The organism is Aliidiomarina sedimenti, assembly GCF_003986955.1.
Classification (GTDB): domain Bacteria; phylum Pseudomonadota; class Gammaproteobacteria; order Enterobacterales; family Alteromonadaceae; genus Aliidiomarina; species Aliidiomarina sedimenti.
On the sequence record NZ_PIPN01000001.1, the window covers coordinates 12,297 to 34,442 of the forward strand.

The window sequence follows — 22,146 nt, forward strand, 5'->3', positions numbered from 1 at the left end:
ACTGGGTTGTATGCATAACGATTGCTTTATTCGGCTAACTCACTGTCTATCCATTGCTGCACTTTACGCTCGAGCATCGGCAGCGGCATAGCGCCACCTCCGAGTACCGCGTCATGAAAGCCGCGAATATCGAAGTCGTCGCCCAATGCGGCTTCTGCCTCACGGCGTAACTGCTGGATTTTTATCATGCCAATTTTAAATGACGTCGCCTGACCCGGCAGAGTCATGTAGCGTTCGATTTCGGTTTGGATGGCGCCTGCTGAGACCGGGGTCGTGGTAGCGAAGTAGTCGATTGCTTGCTGGCGGGTCCAGCCTTTGCTGTGCAAGCCGGTATCGACCACTAAGCGTACCGCTCGCCAGAGTTCGGTGACCAGTTGTCCAAATTCAGAATAAGGGTCCTGATAGCCGCCCATTTCTTTGGCTAGCCATTCGGCATACAATGCCCATCCTTCGGTATAGACAGTAAACCGAGCCTGAGTACGAAAGTTAGCAATATCAGAGGCCTGCTGAGCCACCGAGATTTGTTGATGATGGCCAGGAACCCCCTCATGGTAGGCAATTGCTTCCAGCTCATTCTTTGCCATGGCCTGCATATCAATCAGGTGGGCGTAAAAAATTCCCGGACGTCCATTGTGTGGTGACCCGCGCATGTAATGCTGTGGAGCGCCGGCCTGTTCGCGGTAGGCTTCGACCCGGCGAACTTCTAACTCTATTTCAGGCAACAAACCAAAAAACTCTGGCATTTGCTCGTTCATCGTTGCCAGGTAGTCACGCGCCTGCTGCAGATAGGCTTCACGACCCTGGTCCGTATTTGGATAAAAAAACTGCTCGTCTTCGCGGAAGAACTGAAAGAAAGCGTCCAGATCACCCTCAAATCCAACTCGTTTACGGACATCCTCCATTTCAGCGGTAAGGCGGGCGACTTCGTCGAGGCCGATCTGATGGATCTGGTCGGCATTCAGATCCGTGGTGGTATAAAACCACAACAGGTATTCATAGTAGGCATCACCGCCCTGATGGCGGCTAATGCCTTCGGGGTTCTCAAGCGTATTCGGCAAATCGTCCTGTAACCAGCTAATTAAATTTTGATACGCAGGATAGAGTGCGTCGGTCAGGGCCGCTTGGGTATCTTCAAGCAATAAATCGGCACCACGCTCGTTGACACTATTCGTCTCGAGCAAATTAGCGACCTTAGTTTGCGCATCCTGCCAAATCGGCGAGTCAGAACCTTCCTCAAATGGCACACCTGTTATCACGCCTTCGGCCTGTCGAATGACTTCATTGTAGGCAAAACGGGGAGGGCGTAATCCTTGCTCGGCTCGTTGCTGTGCTATTTCAACCAGCTCGTTGATACGCCCGGCAATAGCGCGAATACGTTTATTGTAGTCGCCCATATCCTGCATCGAGCGCACCTCGTGACTGCCAATTAAGACCTGCGGCAAGGTCGACTGTGGGCCTATCATTTGCTCAAACACATATTCTAACTGACGGAATTCCGCGCCACGCTGCATTTGTTCATACTGGTATGCCCACAGATCATATGAGAGTTTCTCGTCGTCACTGAGCTGGTCGTAATCGAACATCCGCTGCATTTGTTCGACGCTGGAACCTTTCCATTCCAGCTGCTCGACAAATGCCGCATCAGAAACTTCGTCTATCTCGCCATGACGCGAGTGATCGCCACTACGTGACAATTGCACCGGGCTAAATTCAAGTTGACGCGCATATTGCTGATCCAGCCATTCGGTCAGCGTTATTTCATCGCTGGCAGATTCCGGGGTGCCGCACGCTGATACAAACACAGCGACTAGCGCGATGCCAATTGAGCTCAGGTAACGCATTGTTTTTACCTTATTTTAATAACCTGATCCCATACTGCCGAGAAAGTCACGTGTTGTAAATCAGAGCCTGCTATGAAGGGTGGCAACTTGCGTGATCGGCAATTGATAACCATAGTTAGAGGACAAATTCGTTGAACTTCCGTAACTAAGGTGGACTATGACCATTTTTGAAGAACTGAGACTCGACCACGATAAACAACGCCATTTGCTGGATAAGTTAATGCAGACCTCAGGCGACGAAGAAGAACGTAAGGAAGGTTTTATTCAGTTAAAACGTCAGTTGGAGCAGCATGCGCTGGCGGAGGAACGGTTTTTCTATAAGCCACTGATTGATCATGACAGCACCGTCGAATTGTCGCGGCATGGCATGGCCGAACATCACGAAATCGATGAACTGGTTGAAGAACTGGAAGCGACCGATATGTCGTCGTCGGCCTGGATAGCGACCCTGAAGAAACTCGATCATAAAGTTCGCCATCACTTAGAAGACGAGGAGCAGGGCTTTTTCCAACAGGCTGGCAAGGTGTTAGCTGAGAGGGACAAAACACATTTGGCTAAAGCGTATCGCCAAAATATGGAAAATGAAGGAATTTAACCAGTTAGTGGATTATTCCATCGCTTCCAGATAGCTCTCAATTGCCGACTGTAAATCACCCACGATTGGAATGAAAGTTTGCCGTGTGGCGACATCCTGCAGGGTTTTTGATTCAGATTGCAGTTTCTTAACCAGGGTTAACTGACGTTCACGCATACTAAGTAGCTCGCGAGCGCCATGCAGTGCTCGCGGCTCTATTTGCGCTACTACCAGCAATGCATGGACTTCGGCCTGGAGGTCGAGAACGCTTTTATGACCACGCTGGAATTCAGAGTAGGTCGTTTTTAACTGAGTGAGATTAAGTACCGGCTCGTTCAGTAGTTCTTCTAATTTTTGTGAATTACTGAGTAAGTTACGAATATCGCCGTTTTTTTGCAGCATACGAACGGTCGCCTGGTAGCGAGCGTATGGCCGCATGTCGTGCTTCGAACCATGCGAATTTCGCCAGTGCAGACCAGCAAAAACAGCTGCTGTGGTGGCCGCTATTGCAATATAAAACGTAAGAAACAGCATAGAAACGACATGTCCTTATTTTCTGGTGCCGTGTAGGAATTCCATTCTGCCAGTAAGACTCTGAAATTTCATTTATTTTTTCAGCCTGGCCGCGGAGCCGAGAAGGAACTAGCGCTGAGTTATGATGGCTATATTCCCCCGCCCAGTCTGCTGAACACGGATGATGCTATCAGAACTTTGCTGGTATCCGTGGATCTGATTGAAGCTTCCGCTTTGAATTAAACTGACGTTGCCATTCATTCCCGTCATTTGAAAGGCGGTCTCCCCTCCGATACCGCCGATCAGGTTTGCACTGCCACGCTGTTGCACTTCAAGGTAGTTATTTTCCCCTAACATCAGCAATGCCAGACTATTGAGTTCCCCCTGCTGTTGCAGCGACACCTGATTGGTTGACTGAGATTGCTGCAAGGTTAGCGCGCTGGTCGCAGGCGCTGGCAAGGTGCTGTTGAGCAGGCTTTGCTCGAGTTGGTAGCCTTGCAAGGTTTGTGAACTCATGCTCTCTACCAGCTCCATTAAAGCCGAGGGGGCGGCTCGCTCACTGGGCGTTGGTTGTGGCGGTTCGATGGTCGCCAGTTGGCTGATTTCGTTGTCATCAAGAATACGAACTTGATGTGCTGCGGGTACTTCAGGGGGAGCGGGTTCACTGGCGACCAGACTTTGGTCCGACGTTACCGGTTCATGCCATAGAAAAGCAGGCACCTGGTGGCCTGGTGAGCTGGGCTGATCCAGTGGCACTAATGGTGCGTATCCCTGAGGACGGCGACGTGGCCAGCGGCCGAGAAACGGACGCACGCCAGCCAGCGCCAGAGGCGGACGGTTAAACGGATAACGGATAGACGACACAGGCACGTTGTCTGCAAGCTCGGCAGTTGGTTGTGTATTCTGGCGAGCTGAGTAAACAAGCAACCCGACAACTAAAATGCTTAGGGCTGCCGCTGTCGCGCCCAGTATTTTTATAGTAAATTTCATTGTGTTGCTACGTCCCTGAATCGTATGCAGGCCAACTATGTATGTGGCGTTAACTGGTATAGTAATTGGCTTATGCGCATACCGATATGGCCATTTCATCCTAATTATGGACTGAAATTTTCAGCTCAAACTCGATAAATCAGATAGTTAGTTGAGTTCTATATGAAATGCTGTAGGGCATCAGGGTTATAACTTACTTAAAGAGGAAGAACGCAAATGGCAGAATCTACCTATGTACCGCCGAAAGTCTGGCAACAGGACAGTGAAAGCGGGGGTAAATTTGCCTCCATTAACCGGCCAAAGGCTGGCGCAACTCACGACAAGACGTTGCCGCAGGGAAAGCATCCATTGCAACTCTATTCGCTGGCGACTCCAAATGGGGTCAAGGTGACGGTAATGCTTGAAGAGCTTCTGGAAGCGGGTATTGCTGAGGCTGAATACGATGCGTATTTGATCAATATTATGGAAGGTGAGCAGTTTAGTAGCGGCTTTGTCGACGTAAATCCGAACTCTAAAATTCCGGCATTAATGGACCATAGCACGCAGCCGCCGACCCGGTTATTTGAATCCGGCTCAATTCTGTTGTACCTGGCAGAGAAGTTTAATGCATTTCTCCCAGCGGAGCAGGCGCAGCGAACCGAGTGTTTAAACTGGCTGTTCTGGCAAATGGGCAGTGCGCCGCTGTTAGGCGGTGGTTTCGGTCATTTTTACGCATACGCGCCGGAGAAGTACGAGTACCCGATAAACCGCTACACCATGGAAGTGAAACGGCAACTGGATGTACTTGATCGTCAGTTGGCTGAACAAACTTACATAGCCGGTGATACATACAGCATTGCTGATATCGCTATCTGGCCGTGGTATGGCGCTCTGGTGATGAATGAAGTATACGAGGCGGCTGAATTCCTGGATGCAAAGTCGTATCCAAATGTGTTGCGCTGGGCCAGAATGATAGCCGAACGCCCGGCGGTTCAGCGCGGGCGGAAGGTAAACCGGACCTGGGGTGAAGCAGAGGAGCAGGTGCATGAACGTCACAGTGCTGAGGACTTTCAACGCGGCTGATTAAATAGCCGACGAGAGCCGGTCAATACAGACCCGAATTTAATACCCTTACCCAGAGCGAGTTTCGGGTGAGGGTATTTAAATTAAAAACTCTTATAAATCAGAAGAATAGCCTTATGAGCTGTTTTTTACTGCTTGATCTATAGGGCATTAACAGTCCATTTGGGTTAGACAATTGCAAGTAAACCTCCTCTGGTTCTACTTCTAACCTATTAAAAACTAATACCTTTCTTGAGCATGCGTTACTCTCCTGTAAATATCATGTCGCCCTAAATTACGATTGTCGCAGGCAGTGGTGAGCCTACACTGAGTCAGTGAACGACGATGCTGGTAAGTATCTGAATTCAGGTCTGACATTCAATGGTTGAGTGTCAGGAATAGGTTGATACGCATACTAATAATAAAACGTCGGTCAGCCTGATTTTAATAAAGAAGGCTCTTATCATGTCTACTCTAACAATCAAAAAATCAGTATTAGCGTTAGCCGTTTCAGTTGCAATTTGCGGTGTCGCTTCAGCAAACCAGACAGACTTAACACAGGACGGATCGCAAAATACGGCGCTGATTACTCAGATCGGTGCCGCCCAGTCTGTTGTGGCATCTCAAATCGGTGTGATGAATGATTTGGATTTTACTCAGGCAGGTATTGGAAGCTCGCTTGACGCGTTACAGGACGGGTACGATAACCAGGCAGTTACCTGGCAGGAAGGTGACGACAACAGTCTTGACCTGACTCAGCTAGGCGCCGGTGCTGGTAACCGTATTGATTACTTTGCTCAAGGAAGTAATAACTACGGGTCGCTGTTCCAGTCGGGTTCGAACGATATCCAGGCTGAGGTGTATGGCGATTATAACGGCGTTAGTGCAGAGCAGCACGGCAGTAATAACCAGGTTGAAACCTTGCTTGAAAACAGCAATAACAGCCTGAACGCCTATCAAAGTGGTGATGGCAACCAAAGCCTGAGCTACGTTAGCGTCGCTAACGACACCGCGATTGATACCTGGCAAAGCGGTCAGAATAACTATGCCAGTGTTGATGTCTACACCCGTTTAAACGGCTCAAACTCAACCTTCAATACCTTCTATATTGAACAGGATGGTAATCAGAACATCGCTGAAGTGGTCCTTCGCGGCGATGACAATTTCATCAGTGCGGCACAGTATGGTTCGGACAACGAAACCTATGTTGATCAGATCTATCACCACAGCACCTATATTGACAGTGTGCAGGAAGGTACCAGCAACTATCTGGATATTTCCGTTGCTGGCAATGACAACCAGTACATAGGGTCTCAGTGGGGTGACGAAAATAGCGCTGAAGTTGAGTTTTCATCACGCCACAACGATGTTCAGGCCGAGCAATTTGGTGAACTGAACAGCCTCACCTTGCTGGTTTCTAATATTCGCAATACGGCCAGCTTTGGCCAGTATGGTTCCAGCAATACCATTCAGGGTATCGGTGGTGGCGCCTTTGAAGTGGGCGGCGAATGGGGTGACGTTGACCTGGTGCAGGTGGGTAGCAATAACCTGATCCAGGGCCACCAGCTGTCGGATAACAGCAGCATGAGCATTGCCCAGCTGGGTACTGCTAACTATGCGCAGGTGACTCAGAACTAGTCTGACTACCTGAAAGAAAAACCCCGGAACCTGAGTCCCGGGGTTTTTTATTTTTTTCGCGCCTCCGGGTCAGGAGGGACTAATTTTGAGCCAGCACCACCGAAAACATCCTGTCAGGTGCATGCCACCATTCCACGGCTTGCCAGCCAGCCTTTTCAAGCAAGCTTTCGAATTCGTTCTGGTGGTACTTGTAGGAGTTCTCGGTATGAATCGTTTCTCCGTCTGCAAAGTGAATTTCACGCCCCGCGACGTCGACACGTTGTTCCCGGGTGGCCACCAGGTGCATCTCAACGCGGCCTAAATCAGAATTGTAAAAAGCACGGTGTGCAAAATGGTCGGGTTGGAAATTCGCATCCAGTTCACGGTTTATACGTACCAGCAGATTCTTATTAAATGCAGCGGTAACCCCTTTGCTGTCGTTGTACGCCATTTGCAGTACATCATTTGGTTTTTTGGTATCGACCCCTAACAGCATATATTGGCCCTGGCCAAGGGTCTGTCCGGCGTTCTGCAGAAAGTGGGTCGCATCGGCGGGGGAGAAGTTGCCGATCGTTGAACCCGGGAAAAAGCCCATGCGCTTGTCGTCACTGGCTGGTAACCGCAGTGCTTCTGTGAAATCACCTTCCACCGCGGTGACCTCGAGATGCGGATAGCGTGCTTTTAAATTAGTACTGGCCAGAGCAAGGTGGTCGCCAGATATGTCAATCGCGATGAAGCGGCTGATTGCGCTAATGTTGTCCAGCAGGGGTTTCACTTTATGCAACGACCCAGCGCCGAATTCAATCACTTCTAACGGATGACGAAAGCGCTGAGCGAGCGATTCGGCGACCGCAGGGAGCATGGTCATCTCACATGCGTAGGGGTAGTACTCATCCAGCTGGCAAATTTGATCGAAGAGGTGAGATCCGCGCGCATCATAGAAATACTTTGGGGATAGTTGCTTTTGCGGCTGGCTCAGTCCGGCTAAAACATCGGTTAAAAATGTGTCGGCCTGAGGCACTGCGGGGTCATTGCTTTGGGTCGGTAAACTGCTCATCTATACCTCGTTATCGAGAGTCATTGCCAGCCGTACACCACTAAATTGCCAGCGTTGATAAGGGTGGAAAAAGTTACGATAGCTACTGCGGATTTGCGCAGCCGGGGTCGCGCAGGAACCTCCTCGCAGAACCATTTGGTTGATCATGAATTTACTATTGTATTCGGCGAGCGCGCCTTGCGCCGGGGTAAAACCGGGGTAGGGAAGGAAAGCGCTATGAGTCCATTCCCAAAGGGTCCCAAAGAGCTGTTGCAAACCGCTCTGCGCTGGCATAGCAGGATGGTGCGCAGTGTCCACAGTCAGAAACTGTCCCTGCGCCTTCGTGTTAGCGGGTTGCGCTGTTGCCGCCTGTTCCCATTCGGCTTCAGTTGGCAGGCGCGCACCGGCATAACGCGCATAGGCGTCTGCCTCGAAATAGCTGACATGGCAAACCGGCTCATCCAGGGCCACCGGGTGGCGACCGCGAAAGCTGAACTGATACCACTGGTTATCCTTTTTGAACCAATACAGGGGCGCCTGCCATTGCTCTTGCTGGCATAGGGCCCAGCCTTCTGACAGCCACAGTTCAGGGCGCTGATAACCGCCGTCTTTAATAAATTGCATCCACTGGCGGTTGCTCACCAGCTGGTTTGCGAGGGCGAAGGGCGCGTTATAAACCTGGTGCTGGGGGCGTTCACAATCGTAAGCAAAGCTATCATCGCTGCCATTGTCAGTGGCATGCCCAATGTGCACCAAGCCCCCGTCAAATTCCGTGTAACCGTCGTCGCTAACCTGGGGTCGCTTTACCGCAGAGTCAGCGACTAAACCGTCGGCATAGGGATTAAGCGACAGCGCGTGTTTAATATCTGTCAGAATCAATTCCTGATGCTGCATTTCATGATGTAATCCTATGGTCAGGACAGATTTAAGGCTGGCAGGGAGGGTCGCAAGCAACTCATCCATCTGCTCGTCGACGTAACGGCGGTAGTCGATGACTTCATTCAGCCCGGGTCGCGACAACAAGCCGCGTTGCGGCCTGGGGTGACGTTCACCTACGGCATCGTAATAGGAATTGAAGAGGTACCTGAAGTGCGGGTTGAATACTTGATAACCAGGTAAATGAGGCTGTAACAGAAAGGTTTCAAAGAACCAGGTTGTGTGAGCCAGATGCCATTTGGTCGGGCTGGCGTCCGCCATCGACTGTAGCATCATATCTTCGGCCGAAAGTCCCTTTGTCAGCGCCAGAGTTTGTTCCCTGACTGAACGATAATTCAACATCAGTACTGCCTGCGGTTAAGAATCACTGGAAGTTCGTTTTCAACCATAGACGGAGAAGCCAGTTTTGTCGAAACTGACTTCATCCGCCAATGCGCAACACCCTAGTCCTGAGCGGCTGTCAGTTCCTCCTGCAGACGTTTGCCTTCATCGGCACGGGGTTTGGTAAACCGGGCAATACCGAGGTAAAGCACAGGGGTCAAATAGAGGGTAAAGAGTACCGCAATGGTAAGACCGCCAAACACAACCCAGCCGATGGCGCTGCGCGCTTCAGCGCCCGCGCCAGAGGCGAGAATCAAGGGCAGGGCACCTAATAGGGTGGACACCAGGGTCATCATAATTGGCCGTAAACGAATACGGGCTGCTTCTTCGATGGCCTGGCGTACCTCGTAGCCGCGGTCGCGCAGCTGATCAGCAAACTCGACAAGTAAAATCGCATTCTTGGCGAGTAGCCCGATAAGCATGACCAGACCAATTTGTGAGTAAATATTGATGCTGTTACCGGTTATAAAGAGCGCGAACAGGGCGGCTGCCAAACCAAACGGTACGGTCAGCATGACTACGATGGCACTGTTGATACTTTCAAACTGGGCCGCCAGCACTAAAAATACGATGATCAAGGCGAGTATGTAGGTGAGGGTCACTTCCCGTGCGGTTTCTTCAAAGGTTAAGGCGTCACCAAGGAAGACCAGGCCGATTCCTTCAGGTAGTTCGGCCCGGCTCAGCTCGCGAATGCTTTCTACTGCGCGCTGAATAGGCAGTGTACTGGGCAGGTCAAAACTGACTTCAATGGCCCGCCGTTGTACGTGTCGTTCAAGCTCCGCCGCTACGCCTTCCTCGGTGATAGACGCCAGCGCTGATAAGGCAACCAATTCGCCGCTGCGGGCTCGCAGATACAGGTTGCTGAGGTCGCTGGGGTCATTAACCTGGCTACGGTTGGCCTGCAGAATAATAGGAACTGCCTGGTCGCCGATATTCAAATCGGCGAGGTCATCACCGTTTATGGCCACGCGCAGAGTTGTCGAAATATCGGATAGTTCGACCCCTAAGTCTTCTGCTCTGCGTCGGTCGATATTAACCCGTAACTGCGGCTGGGTGGGCTGATAGGAAATTTGGCCGTTGCCCAGTTCGGGGAGTTCTTCTTCGATACGTTGCGAGAAGTCGCGGGCAGCCTGATAAATTTGCTGGTAATCGTTGCCGGTCAGGGCGAACTCAATACCACCCCCACCGGGGCCACGCATATTAAGGCTGTTGGCGCCGAAAGCTCTGCCTGGAGCGCCTGGAATAGCGCCCAACGGCCCACGGATTTCGTTAATAATTTCCTGTTGCGAGCGCGGCCGCTCACTCCAGTCGGTTAGCGGAACCGTAATGAAGACCCGGTTTGGATCCCACTGACCGACCACGGTATATAAGCTTTCGATTTCGCCGTCCTCAAGATACGGCAGCAGAATTTCTTCCATCCGATCGGCCTGACGCTGCATAAAGGGCAGGCCTGCGCCGTCTGGCCCCTGCGCCATAATCCGGATCATACCGCGGTCTTCAGGGGGTAACAGTTCGTTGTCGATGACGCGATAGACACTGCCGGCACCAATGGCAAGCACCAAACAACCGAGCAGGACCCACCATGCGTGATTCAGTGCGATGTGCAAGGTGCGCCCGTAGCTGTCGATTAAGCGAGTACCAAAGCGGGCGAGAACGCTTTCTCTGCCCTTACTGAGTGGCAGGCGCGCGGTCAGTGCAGGGACTAATGACAAGGCGACAAAGGATGAAATAATCACTGCTGCCGCCAGTACGCCGCCAAACTCACGGAACAGCCGACCTGCAGTCGAAGGTAGAAAGGCAATTGGCACAAACACAGCGGCCAGTACTGCGGTTGTTGCCACCACCGCGAAGAATACTTCGCGGGTGCCAACCACGGCGGCAGCACGTGAGCCCAGACCTGACGCACGGCGACGCTGAATATTTTCGGTGACCACAATGGCGTCATCAACAATAAGGCCGGTTGCCAGCACCAACGCCAGCAACGTAAGAATATTAATCGAGAAGCCCAGTAACCAGATAGCCGCGACAGCACCAACCAAGGACACCGGAATCGCCACGGCGGGGATGACGGTGGCCCGCCAAGAACCAATAAACAGGCGTAAGGTAAAGATAACCAGCACAATGGTGAATGCCAGCGAGGTTACGACCTGCTGTACCGAGTCCTTGATAAATACCGCGTCATCAGTGGTGACCTGCATCTGCAGTTCAGGAAATCGCTCGCGCACGTCGCCAAGGACCCGAGAGACTTCATTGGAAATTTCAATCGTATTTGAACCAGCCTGACGAATGACACTGATACCAATAACAGTTCGCCCATCCAGGCGCACCATGCTGGTGGCGTCAGCCGGCGAAAAGTAAACATCAGCAACATCACCAACGCGGGTATCGCCGGTAATGACAATATCAGCGAGTTGTTCGGCAGTTACTGAGCTGGCATCGGCTCGCACAATAATTTGCTGGTCAGTATTGCGTAAGCTCCCTGCCGGCACATCAAAAGGAGCCTGGCGTAAGACATCGGCAACCTGGCTGGCGGTGAGATCATAACTATTCAGCCGCAGCGGATCTAACATCACCCGGGCGACGCGCTCGCGGGCACCATCGAGCTGGACATCAGCAACCCCGGGGATATTCAGAAACAGGGGAGCCAGATCAGTTTCAATGCGCTCAGTCATGGTTTCAAGATCGAGGCGGTCACTGGAAATCGAAATGGCGACGACCGGGCGTGAATCACTGTCGGCTTTGATAATTGACAACCGCTCCACACCATCTGGCAAGTCACGCTGTATCTGGGCAATGGCTTCACGGGTTTCATTGGCGGCGTTATCGATATTCACCCCAGCGCGGAACTGGACCACAATGCGGGTACTGTCTTCTTCACTCGAAGAGTAGATGGCATGCACACCGCTGACCCGGGCCGCGGCGCCTTCCAAGCGAGAGGTTACTTCGGTGTCCATGGTTTCCGGGGCTGCACCGGGGAAGCTGGCGCTGACGGTGAGCATCGGCATATCGACATCCGGCAACTCACGCACTTCGGTTCCGTTTAAGGCGGCAAAACCGGCGATGATAATCAGTAAATTGAGGACAATAATGAGAACAGGTCGCCGGATCGACAGGGTCGGAAGGTCAGAATGACTCGAATAGAGGGAGCTGTCGTTGTCTGCACTCATGCGTCATTTTCCATAGTCTGTGAACGCACGGCCTGGCCTTCGCGAACGTTCTGAACACCTTCGGTAATCAGGGTCTGACCTTGCTCCAGTTCACCGTCGACCAACACGCGACTCCGCGTGCGCTGTTTAATCTGCACATCGACCCGCTCTGCGCGACCGTCGGTTACGCGCCATACATAGGGACTGGTTGGCCCCCACATCAAAGCGGCTTCCGGAATGCTGGCATAGGCTTCACCCTCGGTTTGCAGGCTTACTCTGAAACTGGTGCCAGGCCGATAGCTGTCGTTGGCATTGTCAATTAAGGCACGGATGCGAATAGTGCGATTTTCAACGTCCAGCCGGGAGTCAATTTGTGCTACCTGAGCGTCGATTTCGGTGCCCTGTTGTTGCCAGGGGCTGACTCGCAATACGGCTTCTCTCTGTAGTAAATCCAGGGCGCTTTCGGGTGCCCGGAAATCGATATAAAGCTGGTCACGGTGGTCCAGGGTGGTGATCGCCGTTTGCTCGTTGATCCGATCGCCGACTTCAACATCAGTAATGCCAACCACGCCGTTAAACGGGGCTCTTACCTTGCGGTCCTCAAACTCGGTTTCTGCTTCGGTCAGCTGGACTTGCAGCAGGTCTCGCACGGTTACCGCATCGTCCAGCTCACTTTGGGGAATGGCCTGTTGCTCCCGGCTTCGGGTGAGACGGTCCACGGTACGTTCAGCATCCGCCAGTTGGATACGTGCGCGGTCCAGCGCAACCTGCTGGCGGCGGGCGTCCATCTGCACCAAAACATCACCTTTGTTGACTCTGCTTCCAGGCACAATGTTGACCTCAGTAACCCGGTCAGCAACGGCTGGATAAAGAATCACTGAGCGTAACGCCTGCGCAGTGCCGACCGCTTCGACCCGTTGCGTTTGCTGCTCAAAACGCAATGTTTCAGTCACCACCAATGCCTGGTCGTCAGACTGAGCGATTACGGGGCTGCTAAATAGCCAGCTAAGGGTAAAGCAGAAAACCAGTGCATAGCGAAATTTTGAGTAGTCCATCAGCGGTCCGTGGTTGTCTTTGTTGTGTAGGTATACGGAAGAATGTCGAAAAAGATTAGTCCGTTACTGATCTCTAGTTGATAATTATTCTCAACTAAGCCCTACGGTGTCAACCGTTAAAGGAGTCGGGAGAGACTAAAAATTACTTGTATTTTTCTAATGGTGAGCGTACTTTTATTGTAGTAGAAGTAGGGAGTTAGCTCCATGAGTCGTATCCGCACTCTGTTCATGTTTTTGTTTGTTGGCGGGCTGTTTACCAGCGTTCCGCTGCAGAGTGTTGCCTCCATTGATGGGTATCACGATGTTGCACATGAACATCTGAGTCTGCTGCAGTCGCAGGATTTTGAGGGCGACGACCCGGAGTACTTATTAGTTAGTTCCCTGCCACTAGCGCCTGTCAGCCCAGAGTCTGGGTTCTCGCGGACGTCGCCGGTTCAGGCCATCCCTGTTTATGCCCCTTACTATTCCAGAGCGCCTCCTGCTCGACTGAATTTCTAAACCATTTTTCCCGGTCTTTTGAAATTTCAGGAGGGTTCTTATGAGCCACTATACAAGTTTAAGCTGGGCTGCAATGCCAGCACAGCTGCCGTTAGCCAAATTAAATGCCCGCACTAAGTTAAGCTGGAACGAACCCGCACGGATGGTGCTGGATAATTTTTCCGACCAGGACCCGCTGCATGTGCACACGTCGACCAAACTGAAACATGCTGATGCCATTATGGACGGCGCGGGCGCTCGTTATATATGTGTCTTTGACCACCAGCAGCGACTTACCGGTGTACTAGCATTGCGCGATTTGCATGGCCGTCAGGCTGTGCGGCTGGCAAAGGAGCTGAGCATTGCCCACGATGACCTCAGCGTCGATTATTTGATGAAACCAATCAGCCAGCTACCGTTAATCACCTACCAGCAACTTGAACGGGCGCGGATAGGGGATGTGGTTGCCACCTTACAAAAGAGCGGCCAGGACTTTCTGCTGGTGCAGGAGGAAGGCCAGATCGTCGGTCTGGTGTCATCATTAAATATCGTCGAGCGTACGGGGGAATCGGTTCAGGTGCGACACCACGTGGAATCCTTCGTCGATATACTGCATGCGATAAAACACAGTGATGACATTGAGTAACACTTCGAAAAGGCCAGCATTTGCTGGCCTTTTTTCTATACTCAACAGCAAAAGGAAACAGGAGGCATTATGCAGGTACCCAAGATTGTTGTGGTCGGCGGTGGCGCAGGGGGGTTAGAGCTGGTAACCCGTTTAGGCAGCCAGCTCGGAAAGTCAGGCAAAGCAGAGATTACTTTGATTGACCGCGCCGCAACCCATGTCTGGAAACCTTTGTATCATGAACTTGCGACTGGTGTACTGAACTCGAATCTGGATGAAGTTTCGTTTCAGGGCCATGCAAAAAATCACCACTATCGTTTTGTCCGCGGCAGTTTGCAGTCCCTCGACAGAGAACGTCAGGCGGTAACGCTGGCGCCTCTATTAGACGAGGACGGGGCCGAAATACTTCCGCAACGAGAGCTGGGGTATGATTATCTGGTGCTGGCGGTCGGTAGCGTGGCCAACGACTTCTCAATTGAAGGGGTGGGGCAGCATTGTCACTTTATTGATACCGCCGAGCAGGCAGAATCCTTTCGCAAGGCGATGCTCAATACATTTTTACGCATTAATGATGCCAGTAGCAATGAACAGCGCGAGGTTTCAATCGGTATTGTCGGTGGCGGAGCGACCGGGGTGGAGCTCGCTGCAGAGTTAACCAAAGCGTCCGATATGCTGCACAATTACGGCTATACCGACCTTGAGCACAGCAGACTGAATATTCAGATTATAGAAATGGCAGAACGCATTCTGCCGCCGCTGAGTGAGAAGGTGAGTCAGCGGGTGCATAAAGAACTGGAAAAGTTAGGGGTAAGGCTGCACACCGAGACCTCAATAAAAAAAGCCACAGCCGAGGGCTTATATACCAATGATGATGACTTCATTGCCACCGATCTGAGCGTCTGGGCCGCGGGTATCAAAGCCCCGCCGTTTCTTTCTGAGCTTGGTTTAAGCTGCAACAAAAACAACACGCTGAATGTATCCGCAGCGATGCAAAGTGTCGATGACGAACGTATATTTGCCTTTGGCGACTGTGCTTATTGCCCTCAGGGCGAGGACAGCGCGGTGCCGCCCCGGGCGCAGGCGGCGCACCAACAGGCTAAGCATTTGGCGGGCAATATAAAACGCTGTTTAAATGGTGAGGCACTGACCGACTTTGTCTATCAGGACCGCGGATCATTGGTCTCTTTAGCCGATTATGACGCGGTCGGCAGTCTGATGGGGGGACTGGCGCGGCGTGGTGTGTTTATTGAAGGGATCATGGCACGGCTGGCGTATTCGTCCTTATACCGTATGCACCAAATGACCATTCACGGGGTGACCAAAACCAGCCTGACCATGGTCGCTGACAGCTTTAACTATTACCTCAAGCCGAGAATGAAGTTGCACTGATTTCATTTGTGTTACCTCAGGTTCATTTGCATCGGAAAAGCATGCATAATAGCGTCAGGTCTAATTAATTTGGGTACTGATTATGTTTGCACGAATAGGGTCGGCCGCAATGCTGACTGTTTCATTGGTATTTTCTGGCGCGTTATGGGCCTCTGGTGACGACAATGAGCAGACAGCACCTCCTGTAGTGGTTGAAGAGGCATCTGCAAACGAAGAATTGCAAAATGAAGATCTGCAAGAGACGCAGGAGCAGGATGGGGAAACGGCTGACAGCGCCGATGCCCCGGTCGTGGTAACGGAACCACCAGCGACGAAACAGAGTTTTGTAGTTTACATTATGCGTCACGCCGAGAAGGAAGACAGCGAACTTGACCCTGAATTGACCCGCGACGGCTACCGCCGTGCAGATGGTTTAGCGCAAATGCTAAGCCAGGCAGATATCGAAGCTATCTACAGCACCTATTATCGGCGCAGTGTCAGTACGGCACTGCCTTTAGCCAGAGCTTTGTCGGTGCCGATTCAGTTTTACAAGGCTGATGCCAGCGAGCAACTGCTGCAAAAAATTGAAGAGGAGGCGGTTAACGCCTTGGTGATCGGCCACAGCAACACAGTGCCGGACCTGTTACAGGGGATGGGTGCCACTGGAGACGAACTGCCTGAACAAATGAGTGAAGAACAGTACGGTGACCTGTTTCAGCTTTTTATCGATAGTGATAACGAAACACCAGTGCGCACTATTAGCCTGGTAGCCCCGTTAATTCTGGACGCTCGCTAACTGCTTTCAGCCTGTGCGACTGCCTGATTACGGCCTTTTTGCTTGGCTTCAATCAGGGCGTCATCAGCCTGGCTGTATAGGTTTTCGAAGTTATCGGCGGTCGCTGAACTAAAGGCAATGCCGAACGAGCAACGGATGCAGACGTCAAATTCTTTATCAGCCACTTCAATATGAAGTGGCTTTTTTTGTAGTGCTTTACGGATACGCGCGGTGACATCGAGTGCAGCTTTGCCTGTAGCGCCGCGCAAAAACAGAGCGAATTCGTCACCGCCTATGCGCGCTAGCGTGTCCCCAGGGCGGATATGCTGAGAGAAAATCTCAGTCAGTCGGACTAAAGACTGGTCCCCGGTGGGATGTCCAAAGTCGTCATTGATTTGCTTGAAATGGTCAATATCTATAAGGATAAGGCAGGCCGGATCGCGCTGAACCTGTTCAAAATGATTTTCGATAGCGGTAACGAACGCACGGCGGTTAAAGACACCAGTGAGTGCATCGGTATTGGCCAGGCGCCGCAATTTGCGCTGCTCCTGAGTGAGATCGTTGGTGCGATCAACCAGGTCGGTAATATCGACCCCATGCATAAAGAGATAGCCTGCGGTGTCACAGGTTTCGCTGACCATGTACCAGCGTCCGTCAGTTGTGTCGAGCTGGAAACGCCGGTGCGGGGCACTACGCCGTTTGGTCTGTGCATGTTGCAGCCAGTCGTCGACGCAGTCTGTTTCGATTAGCGGCCCGCGTTGGGCGTTGAAACAGTCACGAATAATCTCAGCAAAGCTTAGTTTACGCTGGTCACGGCTGGACAGGTTGAACAGGTTGCGCAAGCGGGCATTTGCGTAAAGTAGTATGTCGTCGGGTGAAAACCAGCCGAACAAATCGTCACTTCGCTCGAAGTAAACCTGGAGGTGTTCATGAGATGGCAGTTTATGCATGATTGTAATCTCACCAATGTTTGCATTAAGTATACGTAATAATTCGCGACGCTGCGGTAAAAAGTTCATTAGCGCGTAAAACTTCTGTAAACCAGGCTGACGGACGCGTCATAAAGACTCAGAATTCTCTTCTATCAGGATCAGGGTTAATTCATTAGATGAGAGTTGAATGCGCTACCAAATTTATGTCCTTAACCGGGCAGACGAAAAAACACGTTTAGAACATTTTCGTATCCAGGCTGGTCGACTACGCCAGTCTTTTGTTCGTATTGAAGCAATGGGTAGTCAGGATGTGCAGGAAAGCGCTGACTACGCCCGCTATGACCAGAATCTCAATACCCAGCAGTATTACCGCTCAATGACGACCAGTGAAATAGCGACGTACCTGAATCACCGTATGGCCTGGCAACGGATGGTCGATGATGACCTCGACTTCGCTATTGTGCTGGAAGACGATGTATTGCTGGCCAATAGCTTTTCCTACCTGCCACGCACCATCGCGCAACTGGAGGAGACATGGCACGTACTTAAATTAGCGGAACCTTATGCACGAGTCAAAAGTAAGGGCATTGAGCGTTGCGGGGCGTCCACTCTGGTTCGCTACCCGCATATTCCGTTAGGAACCAGCGCCTATGTAATTACCCGGGATGCCGCGGAAACCATGCTTAACTGGAGTGAAAGTTTCTTCCGGCCACTGGATGTGGATTTCCAGTGGGCCTGGCAGCCGGGCCTGAAGGTTCGCGGTATCCGGCCTTATCCAGTGCAGATTAGTCATCGCTTAGGCCGTCTTGAAAAGCCTGTGGCACTGATGAAAAAGCATCAGGTTCGGCGCCTGGTCGCATTTAAAGAAGGCCTGAAGTATCGCTGGCAACGGCGGATGCAGGACAACTAGCCATTGGCTTTAACACCTGAACTCAAGCAAAAAGCCCCGCAGTCGGGGCTTTTTTGGTTGGCACGCGTCAGGATCGTTTACGGATAACGCCTTCCTGCATGGTTGATGCAACCAGGGTACCGGCCCGGTTGAAAACCTGGCCGCGCACCAGCCCGCGGGCGTTGGACGCGCTCGGGCTATCAATGGCATACAGTAACCAGTCATCCATGCGGAAATCACGATGAAACCACATCGCATGATCGATGGTCGCCATCTGCATTTTTGGTGAGGCGAAGCTTAATCCATGCGGTTGCAACGCGGTCGGTAGAAAATTGAAATCTGAAGCATAAGCAAGCAGGTACTTGTGAATGCGCAGATCATCTGGCATGTCGCCATTTGCCTTGATCCAAACGTAGCGCTTAGCTTCTGTTTTCTGTGGGTTGAACGGATTGTAGTCAGTGACAAAACGCATCAGGATTGGTTTGTCACTGGTAAATTTAGTCCGCAACGGCTCTGGAATAAGATCGGCGTGGGCACGGTGAACGTCAAGGTCAGAGACCAACCCTTCAGGTCCCGGTACATCTGGCATCTCAGCCTGGTGTTCAATGCCGTCTTCTGCACTCTGGAAAGATGCGGTCATATAAAAAATAGGCTTACCATATTGAATGGCCTGCACTCGGCGGGTCGAAAAACTCTTACCGTCGCGAATATTTTCCACATCGTAGACAATGGGTTTATGGGCATCTCCGGGACGTAGAAAATAGCTGTGCAGTGAATGGACCTGACGGGATTCCTCAAGCGTTTTCTTTGCCGCACAGAGCGCCTGACCCATCACCTGGCCGCCAAATAGCGCAGCAAAACCTAAGTCCTGGCTCTGCCCGCGATAGAGGCCTTCTTCAATGGTTTCCAGTTCCAGTAAATTCAGTAAGTCGTTGAGTACCTGGCTCATTGTGATACGTTTCCTTGTGCACAGTTTGCGTGAATGAAAGCAGTTTATCAGAACACCTGGTCTGATGTGAGTAGCACGGAGAGTATCCATGTAAATTTCCTGAATACTCTCTATTTAGCCTGCAACTATTGAGAAAAGCAGGATTTTTTCTATAGTTAAAGAACACTGATGGTCCCGTTGGATCACAAGAACAAGAAGTAATATCTGAGGAGAGGGTTATGGCAAGTCAAGACAGTCTCGGCACATTGAGTTCGCTCGAGGTAGGGGAAGCCACTTACCATTACTACAGCCTGCCTAAAGCAGCAGAAAAGCTGGGGGATATCAAAAAATTACCAGTCTCATTAAAAGTGCTGTTAGAGAATCTATTGCGTTTCGAGGATGGAGATACCGTCACTCGCGATGACTTGCAGGCCATGGTTGACTGGCTTGGCAGCCGTTCCTCAACGCGTGAAATCGCCTACCGTCCTGCGCGGGTATTGATGCAGGACTTTACCGGGGTGCCTGCGGTAGTTGACCTCGCTGCGATGCGTGATGCAGTGGCTAAAGCGGGGTTAAATGCAGACAAGATAAACCCATTGTCGGCGGTCGATCTGGTGATCGACCATTCGGTTATGGTGGATAAATTTGGTTCGCCACAAGCCTTTGAAAAGAATGTTGAAATTGAAATGGAGCGTAATAAAGAGCGTTACCAGTTTCTTCGCTGGGGGCAGAAAGCCTTCGATAATTTCCGCGTGGTACCACCAGGCACCGGTATTTGCCATCAGGTTAACCTTGAGTACCTGGCTAAAGCCGTGTGGACTAAAGAAGAAGATGGCAAGACATTTGCCTACCCGGACACGCTGGTTGGAACTGATTCGCATACCACAATGATCAACGGCCTCGGCGTGCTCGGTTGGGGCGTGGGCGGCATTGAAGCAGAAGCCGCCATGCTTGGTCAGCCGGTCTCAATGCTGATCCCTGAAGTGGTCGGGTTCCGCCTTAGCGGTAAATTAAGCGAGGGCGTAACGGCGACTGACCTGGTCCTGACTGTAACCCAGATGCTTCGTGCGCAAGGGGTGGTGGGCAAGTTCGTTGAATTTTACGGTCCTGGTTTAGCGGATTTACCGCTCGCTGACCGTGCCACCATCGCCAATATGGCACCTGAATATGGCGCTACCTGTGGCTTCTTCCCGGTCGATGAAGAAACCCTGACCTACATGCGCCTGACCGGTCGTGACGAAGAGCAGATTGATCTGGTGAAAGCTTACTCACAGGCGCAGGGCACCTGGCGCGACGATTCGGTAGAACCGGAATTTACCGAAACTCTTGAATTGAATATGGCCGATGTCGAGCCGTCGTTAGCGGGGCCGAAGCGTCCGCAGGACCGTGTCTCGCTAAGTGGCCTCAACGATGCGTTTGAATTGCTGATGGAATCGTCCGGGGTCAGTACCTCAGATGAAACTAAGGTGCCGATTGAAGGCAGCGACCAGACATTAACTCATGGTGACGTGGTTATTGCTGCGATAACCTCCTGTACCAATACTTCAAACCCCAGTGTAATGATGGCCGCAGGACTGGTCGCGAAGAAAGCGCTGGAAAAAGGCCTGCAAAGTAAGCCCTGGGTAAAAACATCGTTGGCACCCGGCTCGAAAGTGGTGACTGATTACCTTGCGGCAGCAGGTTTGGACCAGTACCTGGATGAACTGGGTTTTGACCTGGTTGGCTACGGCTGCACTACCTGTATTGGTAACTCAGGCCCGTTACCGGATGAAATCAGTAAAGCGGTTGATGAGGGCGACTTGATCGTGTCGTCGGTGTTGTCAGGTAACCGTAACTTTGAAGGCCGTATTCACCCGCAAGTGAAAGCCAACTGGCTGGCGTCACCACCGCTGGTGGTGGCATACGCGCTGGCTGGATCGACGCGTCTTGATTTGAGTAAAGATCCACTGGGTGAAGATAAAGACGGCAATCCAGTCTATCTGAAAGATGTCTGGCCGACTGAGGCAGAAATTGCCGAGCAGGTGAAACTGGTCGCCAGTGATATGTTCCGTAAAGAATACGGTGCGACGCTATTTGAAGGGGATGAACACTGGCAGAGCCTGAATATCCCGGATAGCCTTACCTACGAGTGGCAGGATGACTCCACCTATGTCGCCAACCCACCATTCTTCGAAGGCATCGACAAGCCACTCAAGGCACAGGAAGATGTGACAGACGCCTATGTGCTGGCACGTTTTGGCGACTCGATCACCACCGACCATATTTCGCCGGCCGGCGCCATCAAACCAAGTGCTCCGGCAGGTGAGTACCTGCAAAGCAAAGGGGTTGCAATTAAAGACTTCAACTCCTACGGGTCGCGTCGCGGTAATCACGAAGTGATGATGCGCGGTACCTTTGCCAACATCCGGATTCGTAACCTGATGGTCGAAGGCAGTGAAGGTGGGGTCACACGCCATGTGCCCAGTGGTGATGAAATGTCGATCTATGACGCAGCCATGCGCTATCAGGAAGAGAAAACACCACTGGTGATTTTAGCGGGCAAAGAGTACGGCACCGGGTCCAGTCGCGACTGGGCAGCGAAAGGTACGCGCTTACTTGGCGTACGAGCCGTGATTGCACGAAGCTTTGAACGTATTCACCGCTCCAACCTGGTTGGCATGGGCGTACTGCCGCTGCAATTTAAGGACGGCGAAAGTGCAGATAGCCTTGGCTTAACCGGCGAAGAGAAAATTTCGCTGAGCGGCACCCGGGACATTAAAGCGGGTCAAAGCGTGCAGGCAACAGCCAAGCGCAGCAATGGTGAAGAGATTTCTTTTGAGCTGCTTTGCCGCATAGATACTGCCAATGAAGTTGAGTACTACAAGAACGGTGGTATTTTGCACTATGTGTTGCGTCAGCTAATCGCAGCGTAAACTTAAACGAACAGCAAGGCAGGCTTCGACCTGCCTTGCGTCGTTTTCAGGCTGCACGATTTGTTGAACAAATGTAACCAGCTTGATAGCCTGAAGGCTTTTATTCGCGA

The 22,146-nt window shown here is 51.7% G+C and carries 18 protein-coding genes; 9 read left to right on the top strand and 9 right to left on the bottom strand.

What is annotated here, in order from left to right:
- Nucleotides 1-26: 26 nt before the first annotated feature.
- Nucleotides 27-1,841 carry a DUF885 domain-containing protein gene (locus CWE12_RS00070; RefSeq protein ID WP_126787546.1) on the bottom strand — a complete coding sequence of 605 codons (1,815 nt, stop codon included), beginning with the start codon at nt 1,839-1,841 and terminating at the stop codon, nt 27-29.
- A gap of 157 nt (nt 1,842-1,998) precedes the next feature.
- Here CWE12_RS00070 and CWE12_RS00075 point away from each other — a divergent pair, with 157 nt between their 5' ends.
- Nucleotides 1,999-2,436, top strand: coding sequence for a hemerythrin domain-containing protein (locus CWE12_RS00075; protein WP_126787547.1), 438 nt, complete (start codon nt 1,999-2,001; stop codon nt 2,434-2,436).
- Nucleotides 2,437-2,448: 12 nt separating this feature from the next.
- On the opposite strand, the gene CWE12_RS00080 is transcribed toward CWE12_RS00075, so the two are convergent.
- Nucleotides 2,449-2,949 (bottom strand): hypothetical protein, encoded by a 501-nt coding sequence (locus CWE12_RS00080; protein ID WP_126787548.1) that lies wholly within the window; start codon nt 2,947-2,949, stop codon nt 2,449-2,451.
- A 108-nt stretch (nt 2,950-3,057) separates the two neighbouring features.
- The gene (locus CWE12_RS00085) at nt 3,058-3,918 is read right to left on the bottom strand and encodes a hypothetical protein (RefSeq protein WP_126787549.1); all 861 of its coding nucleotides are present in this window, start codon (nt 3,916-3,918) and stop codon (nt 3,058-3,060) included.
- A gap of 216 nt (nt 3,919-4,134) precedes the next feature.
- Between CWE12_RS00085 and yghU the strand changes: the two genes are divergently transcribed.
- On the top strand, nt 4,135-4,980 hold the full coding sequence (yghU, locus tag CWE12_RS00090) for a glutathione-dependent disulfide-bond oxidoreductase (RefSeq protein WP_126787550.1): 846 nt from the start codon (nt 4,135-4,137) through the stop codon (nt 4,978-4,980).
- A 444-nt stretch (nt 4,981-5,424) separates the two neighbouring features.
- Complete coding sequence (locus CWE12_RS00095) at nt 5,425-6,597, top strand: hypothetical protein (RefSeq protein WP_126787551.1); 1,173 nt, start codon at nt 5,425-5,427, stop codon at nt 6,595-6,597.
- Nucleotides 6,598-6,676: 79 nt separating this feature from the next.
- Here CWE12_RS00095 and egtD read toward each other — a convergent pair whose 3' ends face one another.
- From egtD to CWE12_RS00115, 4 genes are all read right to left on the bottom strand, one after another.
- Nucleotides 6,677-7,633, bottom strand: a complete 957-nt coding sequence (egtD, locus tag CWE12_RS00100) for an L-histidine N(alpha)-methyltransferase (protein ID WP_126787552.1) — start codon at nt 7,631-7,633, stop codon at nt 6,677-6,679.
- Nucleotides 7,634-8,890 (bottom strand): ergothioneine biosynthesis protein EgtB, encoded by a 1,257-nt coding sequence (gene egtB, locus CWE12_RS00105; protein ID WP_126787553.1) that lies wholly within the window; start codon nt 8,888-8,890, stop codon nt 7,634-7,636. It abuts the gene before it with no gap.
- A 101-nt stretch (nt 8,891-8,991) separates the two neighbouring features.
- Nucleotides 8,992-12,096: an efflux RND transporter permease subunit gene (locus CWE12_RS00110; RefSeq protein ID WP_126787554.1), complete on the bottom strand. Its 3,105-nt coding sequence runs from the start codon at nt 12,094-12,096 to the stop codon at nt 8,992-8,994.
- The gene (locus CWE12_RS00115; protein WP_126787555.1) at nt 12,093-13,130 is read right to left on the bottom strand and encodes an efflux RND transporter periplasmic adaptor subunit; all 1,038 of its coding nucleotides are present in this window, start codon (nt 13,128-13,130) and stop codon (nt 12,093-12,095) included. Before CWE12_RS00115 ends, CWE12_RS00110 begins: the two co-directional genes overlap by 4 nt.
- A 204-nt stretch (nt 13,131-13,334) precedes the next feature.
- Between CWE12_RS00115 and CWE12_RS00120 the strand changes: the two genes are divergently transcribed.
- The 4 genes from CWE12_RS00120 (at nt 13,335) to CWE12_RS00135 (ending at nt 16,396) form a co-directional block, all read left to right on the top strand.
- Complete coding sequence (locus CWE12_RS00120; RefSeq protein WP_126787556.1) at nt 13,335-13,628, top strand: hypothetical protein; 294 nt, start codon at nt 13,335-13,337, stop codon at nt 13,626-13,628.
- Nucleotides 13,629-13,668: 40 nt separating this feature from the next.
- The gene (locus CWE12_RS00125; protein WP_126787557.1) at nt 13,669-14,253 is read left to right on the top strand and encodes a CBS domain-containing protein; all 585 of its coding nucleotides are present in this window, start codon (nt 13,669-13,671) and stop codon (nt 14,251-14,253) included.
- A 69-nt stretch (nt 14,254-14,322) separates the two neighbouring features.
- On the top strand, nt 14,323-15,621 hold the full coding sequence (locus CWE12_RS00130) for an NAD(P)/FAD-dependent oxidoreductase (RefSeq protein ID WP_126787558.1): 1,299 nt from the start codon (nt 14,323-14,325) through the stop codon (nt 15,619-15,621).
- 82 nt (nt 15,622-15,703) lie between these two features.
- Nucleotides 15,704-16,396 carry a SixA phosphatase family protein gene (locus CWE12_RS00135; protein WP_126787559.1) on the top strand — a complete coding sequence of 231 codons (693 nt, stop codon included), beginning with the start codon at nt 15,704-15,706 and terminating at the stop codon, nt 16,394-16,396.
- On the opposite strand, the gene CWE12_RS00140 is transcribed toward CWE12_RS00135, so the two are convergent.
- Nucleotides 16,393-17,325, bottom strand: coding sequence for a GGDEF domain-containing protein (locus CWE12_RS00140; protein WP_157981894.1), 933 nt, complete (start codon nt 17,323-17,325; stop codon nt 16,393-16,395). The genes CWE12_RS00135 and CWE12_RS00140 overlap by 4 nt on opposite strands.
- Before the next feature lie 169 nt (nt 17,326-17,494).
- Here CWE12_RS00140 and CWE12_RS00145 point away from each other — a divergent pair, with 169 nt between their 5' ends.
- On the top strand, nt 17,495-18,217 hold the full coding sequence (locus tag CWE12_RS00145) for a glycosyltransferase family 25 protein (RefSeq protein WP_126787561.1): 723 nt from the start codon (nt 17,495-17,497) through the stop codon (nt 18,215-18,217).
- 67 nt (nt 18,218-18,284) lie between these two features.
- On the opposite strand, the gene tesB is transcribed toward CWE12_RS00145, so the two are convergent.
- Entirely contained in the window at nt 18,285-19,145 is an 861-nt protein-coding gene (gene tesB / locus CWE12_RS00150) for an acyl-CoA thioesterase II (RefSeq protein WP_126787562.1), read from the bottom strand.
- Nucleotides 19,146-19,363: 218 nt separating this feature from the next.
- Here tesB and acnA point away from each other — a divergent pair, with 218 nt between their 5' ends.
- A complete protein-coding gene (acnA, locus tag CWE12_RS00155; RefSeq protein WP_126787563.1) occupies nt 19,364-22,036 on the top strand; it encodes an aconitate hydratase AcnA in 2,673 nt (890 codons plus the stop codon).
- Nucleotides 22,037-22,146 lie beyond the last annotated feature (110 nt).